General features: G+C 72.5%; 8 protein-coding genes. 2 read left to right on the top strand and 6 right to left on the bottom strand.

The features are described from left to right. Positions 1–255 precede the first annotated feature (255 nt). The 3 genes from ACWC5O_RS28315 to ACWC5O_RS28305 form a co-directional block, all read right to left on the bottom strand. On the bottom strand, positions 256–756 hold the full coding sequence (locus ACWC5O_RS28315) for a hypothetical protein (RefSeq protein WP_450589892.1): 501 nt from the start codon (positions 754–756) through the stop codon (positions 256–258). A gap of 337 nt (positions 757–1,093) precedes the next feature. Then, entirely contained in the window at positions 1,094–5,239 is a 4,146-nt protein-coding gene (locus tag ACWC5O_RS28310; protein ID WP_450589893.1) for an nSTAND1 domain-containing NTPase, read from the bottom strand. Between the two features lie 399 nt (positions 5,240–5,638). Next, on the bottom strand, positions 5,639–6,115 hold the full coding sequence (locus ACWC5O_RS28305; RefSeq protein WP_450589894.1) for a hypothetical protein: 477 nt from the start codon (positions 6,113–6,115) through the stop codon (positions 5,639–5,641). Between the two features lie 169 nt (positions 6,116–6,284). Between ACWC5O_RS28305 and ACWC5O_RS28300 the strand changes: the two genes are divergently transcribed. Together ACWC5O_RS28300 and ACWC5O_RS28295 are read left to right on the top strand one after the other, a co-directional pair. Beyond that, on the top strand, positions 6,285–6,755 hold the full coding sequence (locus ACWC5O_RS28300) for a hypothetical protein (protein ID WP_450589895.1): 471 nt from the start codon (positions 6,285–6,287) through the stop codon (positions 6,753–6,755). 69 nt (positions 6,756–6,824) lie between these two features. Continuing rightward, positions 6,825–7,013 (top strand): ferredoxin, encoded by a 189-nt coding sequence (locus ACWC5O_RS28295; RefSeq protein WP_450589896.1) that lies wholly within the window; start codon positions 6,825–6,827, stop codon positions 7,011–7,013. A gap of 25 nt (positions 7,014–7,038) precedes the next feature. Here ACWC5O_RS28295 and ACWC5O_RS28290 read toward each other — a convergent pair whose 3' ends face one another. The 3 genes from ACWC5O_RS28290 to ACWC5O_RS28280 all read right to left on the bottom strand — a co-directional run bounded on the left by ACWC5O_RS28290 (position 7,039) and on the right by ACWC5O_RS28280 (position 8,956). Beyond that, positions 7,039–7,797 carry a glycosyltransferase family 2 protein gene (locus tag ACWC5O_RS28290; RefSeq protein ID WP_450589897.1) on the bottom strand — a complete coding sequence of 253 codons (759 nt, stop codon included), beginning with the start codon at positions 7,795–7,797 and terminating at the stop codon, positions 7,039–7,041. An 8-nt stretch (positions 7,798–7,805) separates the two neighbouring features. Next, complete coding sequence (locus tag ACWC5O_RS28285) at positions 7,806–8,453, bottom strand: UTRA domain-containing protein (RefSeq protein WP_450589898.1); 648 nt, start codon at positions 8,451–8,453, stop codon at positions 7,806–7,808. A gap of 170 nt (positions 8,454–8,623) precedes the next feature. Continuing rightward, positions 8,624–8,956: a DUF6344 domain-containing protein gene (locus tag ACWC5O_RS28280; RefSeq protein WP_450589899.1), complete on the bottom strand. Its 333-nt coding sequence runs from the start codon at positions 8,954–8,956 to the stop codon at positions 8,624–8,626. Between the last annotated feature and the right edge of the window lie 217 nt (positions 8,957–9,173).

Here is a 9,173-nt window from a genome sequence, read left to right as displayed (position 1 = left end):
ACCTGCGGGGCCCCTGAGGCTTCCGCTCATCCCGAATCTCGAAGTCCATCGCATCCCCTGAGCTGGGGTGTTGCGACGACCACTAGAACGGAAGTCATGGTTGGGGGCCTTTGGCATCAACGGCTGACATCAACCGATGAGCGGATCTTCCAGCGGGTGGACCCCTGACCAGGCAAGCGGTCAGGGGCCGTTGTCTTGTTCACACGGAACCCGCGGTCAGCTCGGCAGTCCGGTTGGGGTCCGCCTGACGTCTGGTCACGGAGGCGTGGGCATCTGCGTGAAGGTGCACGGCACCGTGAGCGGCTCTGTTGCGGTGCACACGCCCTGGAATACCTCGCCGTCCGCGGTCAGCACGCTGACGTAGACCTCGTTGTCGCGCGTCGCCAGCGTGGCGTCGATGACGTTGGTGGGACCGCCCACGAACTGCCAGTCGCCCACAGGCTGAGGAGCCGAGGGTGGCGCCTCTCTGACCGTCAGGACGTACACCCGCCCGTCGCACACCACCGAGAGGTACTTGTCCGGATCCTGAACTGCCGAGTCGATGTCGAAGCATCCCGTCGGCACCGGCTTGGGCTTGGGCTTCGGACAGTTGTGGTCGTGGTCGTGGTCGCACCCGCCAGTGGATGCGATGCCCGCGCGGGGGGTCGTGCCGTTTGCTGCCCCGGGCTGGCTCGCAGCTTGTGCTGTTCCGACTCCGACGAACGTCATGGCGACCGCGGCGGCCAGCGAGGTGGCAACCCTGCGCTTCTGTTTCACCCGGTATGCTCCCTTCTCCAGCGAAAACGGGCTCTAGGCCTGTTTGTAGGGAAAACATACGAATGTATGCCCAGGTGGCATCATCCATGCCGCAGTGCGCATTGTTTTCACCCGCATGCCGCGAAGCGGGAACGAACGCGGGAAGGAGCGGCCGGCCCGCTGACATCAACACCTGACACCCGCAGGCGCGGACACATGTACGGCGGGCAGAAAAAGGCCCGACCGCTGGCGACGGGGGATGCACCAGCGATCGGGCTATGGCCAAGGGTAACAAGGTTGGGCCGCTTGCGGGAGATAACGGGCCTGTTGGTTGGGGTAGTTGGCTGATCTTGATCGGTCAGTCGGCGCACGGGGGGTCGTACGACAGGCGCGGGAGGTACTCGTGCCACCTCTGCGGGGTCAGAACGTCCCTGGTCACCGAGCAGATGTGCCGGATGGCCCCGTCGGCGTCCAGGCGCCACAGGCGGATCGTGTCGGCGCCGCTGGACACCCCGAGGACGTGGCTGTCGGGGCTGAAGGACAGCCAGTTGCCCGTCTTGGCGTAGGGGCTCATCGACTGGCCGATGGGTGTGGCCGACGAAGGGCGGGCGACGTTCCAGAGCCGGACCGTGTTGTCGTCGCCGCCGCTCGCCAGGGTCTGGCCGTCCGCGCTGAACGTCAGCGAGGTGACCGCCTCGGTGTGGCCGGTGAGGGGGGAGCCGAGCGCGGTCGCCGCCCGGGGGTCGGTGACGTTCCAGAGCCGCACGGTGTCGTCGTCGCTGCCGCTGACCAGGGTGCGGCCGTCGGGGCTGTAGGCGAGAGCGTTGACGGGGCCGGAGTGCCCGGTGAGCGGATGCCCGATCCGGGTGACATGGCCGGAGTCGGTCACGTGCCACAGCCGGATGGTGAGGTCCGCGCTGCCGCTGGCGAGGGTGTGGCCGTCCCGGCTGAAGACGAGGGCGTTGACGTAGCCCCGGTGGCCGGTGAGCGGCTTGCCGAGCGGGACGGTACGGGAGGGGTCGGTGACGTTCCACAGCTGGATGGTGCGGTCCTCGTAGGCGGTGGCCAGGATGTGGCCGTCCGGGCTGTACGCCACCGTGTGGAAGCCCGCGAAGCGGGTGCGCAGGGCGATGGGCGGCCCGGCGGGGACCGGACGGGCCGGGTCGGTGACGTTCCACAGGTACAGCGTCCCCATCCCGTTCAGTACGGCGAGGGTGTGGCCGTCGGGGGAGAACATCATCGAACGGTGGCCGCCGTCCGCGCGCATGAACGGCTTGCCCAGCGCCACGGGCCGGTCGGGCGCCGCCACGTTCCACAGCCGGACCCTGCCGTCACGCGCGGCCGTGGCGAGCACCTTTGCGTCCGGCCGGAACGCCGCGCTGCGGCCGATCATGTCCGACGTCGGGATCGACCACAGGCGGACCTTGCCGTCACCGCTGCCGGTGGCCAGGGTGCGCCCGTCGGGGCTGAACCCCAGGGCGAACATCTCGCCGCTGCTGCCCGCGAGCGGCTCGCCGACCTGCGAGGGGGATGCCGGATCGCTGACGTTCCACAGGCTCGCCGTGCTGTCCGCGCTGGCCGCGGCGAGCCGACCGCCGTCGGGGCTGAAGGCCACCGACCAGATGGGGCCGGTGTGCCCGGTGAGCGGTGAGCCGATCGGTGCCGCGTGCGCGGGGTCGGACACGTTCCACAGCCGGATGGTGTCGTCCGCGCTGCCGCTGGCGAGCGTGCGCCCGTCGGGGCTGAAGGCGACCGAGTGCACGATGTCCGTGTGGCCGGCCAGCACTGTGGGCAGGGTTTTGGGGTGCCTCGGATCGGCGGTGTTCCACAGCCGTATCGTGTCGTCGTCGCCGCCCGCCGCGAGGGTGCGCCCGTCGGGGCTGAACGCCACGCAGCGCACCGCCGCCGTGTGGCCGCCCAGCGTGCGCAGCGGCTTGGGACGGCCCGGGTCGGCCACGTCCCACAGGCGGACGGTGCGGTCCTCGCTCGCTGAGGCCAGCGTGTGTCCGTCGGGGCTGAAGGCGACCAGGTAGATCGTGCCCGTGTGACCGGTCAGCGGCCGGCCCAGCGGTGTCGGGTGGGCGGGGTCGCGCACGTCCCACAGCCGGATGGTGCCGTCGTCGCCGGCGCTGGCCAGGGTGTGTCCGTCCGGGCTGAAGACCGCGCTGCTCACCCAGCTGGTGTGTCCGGTGAGGGGCTTGCCGAGGGGCTTGGGGCGGCCGCGGTCGGCCACGTTCCACAGCCGGACGGTCCGGTCGTAGCTGGCCGTGGCCAGGGTCTTGCCGTCGGGGCTGAAGGAGGTGAGGTAGACGGCGCCGGTGTGGCCGAGCAGGGGGGTGGCCAGGGGCGCGTTGACGATCGAGATCAGGCGGCTGTACGTCCCTTCGTCGCCGGGCCGCAGGCGGTGGGCCACCAGGTCGAGCTGGGCGGCCAGCGAGGGGTCGGTGTGCTGGACCCGGTCCGCCTCGGCGAGCACCTGTTCGAACACGGCGTCGTCCCGCTGCTGCCACGCCACCACCGCCGAACCGGCGGCGAGCACGGCGAGGACGACCAGCGCCGCCACGGCCCCGCGGCTGATGAGAACCGTGCGCTTGCGCAGCCGGACCGAGGCGGCCAGGAACTGCACCGCGCTGCGGGTCAGATAGGTGTCCCCGGCGGACTTCGCCCAGCCACGGGCCTGCTCCAGGCGGGAGCCGCGGTAGAGCAGCGAGCTGTCCCGGTCCGAGGCCTCCCAGGCGCGGCCGTCCTCCTCCAGCTGCTGGCGCACCAGATGGTCGCTGCGGTCCTCGTCGATCCAGTGGCGCAGCCGCGGCCAGGCGTGCAGCAGTGCCTCATGGGTGATCTCCACGGTCTCCGCGTCGAGCGTCACCAGCCGGGCGCGCACCAGCGCCTCGAGCGACTCCTCCGTCTTGCCCGGGTCCGCCGCCTCCTGCGCCAGCTGGCGCCGGGTGCCGCGCCTGCGCGTGGCCTGGGTGTCCTCGCCCAGCCGGACGAGCCGCAGCAGGAGCAGCCGGGCGGCCGTGCGGGCGGCGGGGTCGAGGCTGGACCAGGCGCGCTCGGCGGTCGCCGCGACCGCGCCCTGGATGCCGCCGGCCGCGCGGTAGCCGGCCAGGGTCAGCCGTCCCGACTTGCGGCGCTGCCAGGTGGCGAGCAGGGCGTGGGAGAGGAGCGGGAGCACTCCGGCGTCGTGCGCCCCGCGCGGGCCGTCGGCGCTCACCTCCCGCACGATCAGCTCGGCCAGCCCCGGTTCCAGCTCCAGTCCCACGGCCTTGGCGGGCCCGGTCACCGCCTCGCGCAGCTCGGCCGTGGTCAGCGGCCCGAGCACCATGTGCCGGTGCTGCAGCGCGTCGGCCAGCTCCGGATAGACCAGACACTGCTCGTAGAAGTCGGCGCGGATGCCGAGGACCACGACGGCGGGGGCGGGTCCGGGGGAGTCCGCGGGCGGGGTGCAGGCCGCGTGCAGGAACTGGAGGAAGGTGCGGCGATCGGTCTCGTCGGGGCAGAGGGTGAAGGTCTCTTCGAACTGGTCGACGATGATCACCGGGCGGGTGGCCGGGGACGCGTCCGCAGGGGGCGCGGGGGACGTGTCCGCATGGGGCGCGGGGGACGTGTCCGCAGGGGTGGCCGTGGAGGCGTCGCCGGACGTGCCCTTGTCCTCGGCGTCCGAGGGTGCCTCCCGGTGCGCCCACGCCGTGACCGCCTCGCGTACCGCCTCGGCGAAGTGCGGGGCGTCGGATCCCGGCGCCGCCGGGTTCTCCGCGGCCTCCTCCTCGGCCTGGCGCGCCTTCGCGGCGAGGGAGGCGAGTTCCGGGATGCGGCCGGTCAGCTCGCCGAGCGGATCGGCACCCGGCACGAGCTGGAGCACGGCGTTCGGCCGGCCGCTGCCGTCCCCGAGGGCGCCGCTCTCCACCGCGGGCACCAGGCCGGCGTTCAGCAGCGACGACTTCCCGGCCCCCGAGGCGCCGACGAGCATGATCAGGCCGCCCGACCGCTCCGCGGCGCGCAGCTGGGCCACGAGGGCCTCCGTGCTCCGCTCCCGCCCGAAGAACCAGCGGGCGTCCTCCTGGCGGTAGGGGGCCAGTCCCCGGTAGGGGCAGACACCGCCGGCGACGGGCGGGGCCTCGGCCGGCGGCCGCCGGTTCTCCTCCGGGGGCATCGCGGGGCGCTCACCGGCCGGGTCGGCCAGCGCGCGCTCCCACAGGCGCTGCCACTGCGCGAGGTCGTACAGGCCGCTGGAGACGGGAACGGGCCGGGCGCGCCGGGCCTCCGGGATCAGGATCTGCAGGACGGCCGCGAGGGCGGCGAACTGGGCCGGTACGTTCTTGGCCCGCCGCCAGTCGCTGATGCGCTGGGCGGACACCCGAACGGGGCGCCCGCGCTCGTCCACGCGCTGCAGCCGTACGACCGCCTCGGACACGCTCTTGAGGGGAGGGTTGCCCGCCTCCTTGTAGAGCAGCGCGAGACGCTCGGCGAAGGCCACGCGTGCCCCTGAGTCGGAACCCAAGGTCCCACCCCTTACTCCCCCCGTGTCTGGACGTCCGGACCGGAAAACTCACCCTATACGGCTGACCTGCGGTTACATCGCGGTCCGGAGACTGGAACCTCCTCGTCGTGGACGACAAATGGCAGGATCACGACGCGGTATCCGCCTCATCACACACGTCCGGACAGGCCACCGGCTCAGCGCTCCCGGAGACGGCCGGGGCGCCGAACGTTCTCGGTCAACTTCGCCGAGGGCGCCGGTGACATCGACGACATCCAGCGACATCACGGACACGCACTTCGGTCCGTGCCGACACGCCGACGCGGCACGGGTCTACGACACCCGCTCCGTTCGGCACCGGCCCCCACGTGGGGAGGGGCCGGTGCCGGACGGGCCGGGTACCGGTACCTCCCGCACGAGCTACCCGATCCACCCCGCCGCGCGGGCGGCGGTGACGGCGTGGTGTTCGGCCTCGTCGGCCGTGGCGTTCAGTGCCGCGTTCCGGCCGGGTGCCGTGCCGCCCGCGGCGGCAGCCGCCGCCTGGGAGGCGGTCAGGGCGGCGCGCAGGGCCGAGGCGGCACCGGTGGTGTTGTGCGACGCGGCCACCTGGGCCGCCAGAGCGGCCGCCGCCGCGGCGTTCCGGGCGCAGCGGGCGTCCGCCGCGGGATCGGGCGCGCTCGCCGCCAGCGCGTCGAGCGATCCGGCCGACAGCCGCAGCGCGGCCGCGGCCCTGCCGACGGGGCTCGTCGGCACGAGCTGGGCGGCCTCCTGGGTGACACCGGCGTGGCGGCAGGTGGCGACGGCACGGTCGTACGCACTGCGGGCGCGGTCGGCGTGGATCTTTCTCAGCGCCGCCGACGCCGCGGTTTTGGTCACTGCCTCTTCGAGTCCGCTCATCTTCGGTCTCCCTCTGCCGAGACGGCTCCGTGTGCTGTCGGGGACGGGGCGCGGGCAGGGTGCCATGCCGGCCGTGAAGAGGCCAGAAGCGCGCCGCGGATCGCCCTGGAAACCTGACGGTTCGTCAGCTAAGGTCGGCCCGCCTGTCGTTCCCGAAGGGGTGAGTGCCATGGTGAATCGTCCTGATTGCCCGCAACCTCCTGGTGTCCCGCGCTGGGTCGCGATGTTCTACCAGCCCTCCCAGGACGCCTGGCGGCTGGGCGCGGAGTCCCCCGACCGAACCCCCGTGCTGTACGCCGTGGGAGACATGGCCCAGACCGTACGCGCGCGCGGAGACGACATGACGGTCGCGGTGTGGGGCCCGCAGGACGGCGCCTGGCACCGCTTCGACACCCCGGCCGCCAGGCCGTCCGCGCCCGAGCCGTCCCCCGAACGCCCCCGGGAGCCGGTCAAGCTCGCCGAGCGCATGTCGGACCGCCGCCACCAGGTGCTCATGGCGGGCCTGAGCAAGGCGGGTCTGTACGACCTCTCCCCCGAGGACGCCGAGGCGGTGCGGGCGCTGGTCGACCGGCTCGACGAACCGACGGTCCGCCGGGTCGCCCACTGGCTCGCCGCCGCGGGCGCGCCGCAGCGCGGCTAGGAAGCACCGGTTCACCGGGCGGCCCACAGGGCAGTGACGTCCTGAAAGTCACTCGAGGCTGGAGGACGTATGAAGGTCTCCGTCGACCGCACCGTGTGCTACGGCTCCGCCGAGTGCGCGCACCGGGCCCCGAACGTTTTCGCGTTCGAGGACGAGTACGGCGTCGTCCGGCCCGGCCGGGAAGGGGCCGGGGATGATCCACAGGTGCGCGAGGCGGCCGAGAAGTGCCCCTCGCAGGCCATCGTGCTCACCGAATGAGACAGAGCAGGCCGCGCCGCCCCGGTCAGCCGCCGGCGGGATAGGTCCACCCGAAGTCCGCCAGCGCCCGCGCCCTGGCCTCCGCCACGGCCATGCGCGCCTCCCGCTCGGCCGGGTCGACGTGCGAGGCCTGCCCGGTCGCCTGCCCCTCCCACTTCCGGTACAGCAGTCCCACCTCGGCGGAGAACCAGCCGCGGCTGACCGCGTTCAGCGCCAGCAGCAGGCCCGTGTCCTCGGAGGCGGGCAGGGCCATCCAGCCGCCCAGGGCCGTCAGCAGGTCCCGGCGGACGAAGAGCGTCGCCGGATGGACCGGGGCCCGGAACCCGTTCTCCTTCCAGAAACGGAGGACGGCGCCGCGCTCGACCGGGCCGTCGTCCGGGTCGCCGGGGAAGCCGGCCGTGGAGCCGTCGGGCAGCAGGTCCAGAACCCGGGAGGTCGTCCAGCCGATCGTGCGGTCGGCCTCCAGCACGGCCAGGTCGCGGGCGAGGGTGCCGGGCGGGAGCTGGTCGTCGGCGTCCAGGACCTTCACGTACTCCCCGTCGGCGTGCGCCAGCGCGATCGTGCGGGCGATGCCCGGCCCGCCCGGCCGGCCCTGACGGAAGCCCACCCGCTCGTCGTCCGGGACGTACGGGCGGACCGCGTCCGTCGCGCCGTCCTCCTGGATCACCCAGTCCCACTCCCAGCCGTCCGGAAGCGCCTGCTCGCACAGGGACTTGTAGGCCTCCGGCAGGAAGCGGGCGGACGGGGCGTGGACAGCGGTGACTACGGTGATGCGCCGGGGCACGGCGGCATTCACCACCTTTCCAGACGAGTGGTGAAGAGCAGTTCCGTACGGTCGCCGGGGAGCACGACGTCGGAGACGTCCACGACCCGGCCGCGGGTGTCGTACGAGGTCTTCCGGATCAGGATCACCGCCGTTCCGGCCGGCAGCTCGAGCTCCCGGGTCTCCTCCGGGGTCGGCGGGCGCGCGGTGAAACGTTCCTCGATGCGGTCGATCTCCACGCCCACGGTGGCGAGCTGGTGGTGGGTGCCGCCGGGCCAGGGCTCCTTGGACACGTCCAGGAGGTCGGGGTTGGCCGCCGCCACGGCGTGCAGGAGATAGGAGGTGACGAGGCTGAAGGGGGCCGACTCCGCCGCGCACCGCGTGCGGTAGCTGCGTTCGAGGAGCGCCGTCCCCTCGGCCACGCCGAATACCCCGGCCAGCGGTCCGGGTGCCTCGATCGTGCGGTACCGCGCGAGGAAGACGAGGTCGGCCGGCACCAGACCGGTGTCGTGCTCCGTGACGCCGGTCGCGGCCCGGGTGGTCCGGGGCTGCCGGGCCCGGTCCTTCTCCCACTGGTGACGGCTGCTGTCGCGCACCACCCGGGTGCGAGGACGCCGTACGAACGTGTCGCGCCTGTGCGGCCTGTCGTCCGCGATCTCCTCGTGGGCCCTGGACACGGGTCCAGGCTACGACTCCTGAAGAGGACCTGACGACTCGGCGGTCGTGGTCCCGGGAACAGCGCAAGACCCCCGGCCGGGCCCGGCCGGGGGTCTGTCCGTGTCGACTGGTGCGTACGCAAGTCGCCGTGAAGTCGAAACGTCTGCGGTCCTGCGTGCTGCCGTGCGGCTCAGCAGTCGAGGGGTTCCGTGGACTGGTTCGCCGGGTCCGTCTGCGCTTCCGTCTCGTCGAGGGGGCGGTGCCGGCAGCTGGGGGACTTTCCGTGGGCCTCGGCCCGGATCCGCTGCTTCATCGTGGGGGGCAGGGACTTGCCATGGGACCAGGCCCAGTGGTGCATCGCCGGGATCGTCGGGATCGTCCGCTGCGCGGTGGTGCTCCGCGGGCTCTCGGTCCGGGGCGCGGCCGTCGCGGTGGTGGCGGTGACGAGTCCGAGCGCCGTGCACAGCGCGAGGAAGGCGGTGACGATGGCGGTCCACAGCTTCATGACCTTGTTCTGGGTCATGTCCCCTCACTTTCGGGTTGGGCGATTTGCGTACTTTCCTCATGATGTGTATGAGGTTCGCGAAGTGGTGGACCTCCGCCCGTGGCGCGTTGATGTTCTGATGAACACCACTCGGATGGACGCAAGAGGGTCGGAAAAGCACCAAAATCAGGTGAGGGAGTGCGAAGAGGGAGCAAAGTCACGGTCCGTGGGGGTGTGATCACCCTCCGATCGGAGC

This window comes from Streptomyces sp. NPDC001450, assembly GCF_053597295.1.
This window is presented reverse-complemented; position numbering and strand designations above follow the sequence as displayed.